The organism is Arthrobacter sp. SPT-J7 (genome assembly GCF_059089965.1).
The window spans coordinates 1-358 of sequence record NZ_JBNHFF010000604.1 but is presented as its reverse complement, the minus strand read 5'-3'; the positions used below and the strand labels follow the sequence as shown (position 1 = coordinate 358).

The window sequence follows — 358 nt, the reverse complement described above, 5'->3', positions numbered from 1 at the left end:
CGTGAACCAGGAACTTCCCGTGCTGTCCCACTGGATCGGCGGAGCCGAATCCCTCTCATCGGGAGACCGCACCGCTCCCGTCTTCGACCCGGCCCGCGGCATTGAGACCAAGCGCGTCGCGCTGGCCAACGCCAGCGACATCGAGGCCGCCATCTCCTCGGCCCACAAAGCTTTCCCGGCCTGGCGCGACATGTCCATCACCAAACGCCAGCAGATCCTCTTTCGCTTCCGCGAACTCCTGAACGAACGCAAGGGCGAACTTGCACAGATCATCACCGCCGAGCACGGCAAGGTCGTTTCTGACGCCCTGGGTGAAATTACCCGCGGCCAGGAAGTCGTCGAACTCGCCACCGGTTTC

General features: G+C 63.7%; 1 protein-coding gene. It reads left to right on the top strand.

The window, feature by feature from the left end; genetic code table 11:
• Position 1 precedes the first annotated feature (1 nt).
• On the top strand, positions 2-358 hold a 357-nt coding region (locus tag AC5RWX_RS34490; protein ID WP_494100603.1), incomplete at its 3' end, for an aldehyde dehydrogenase family protein.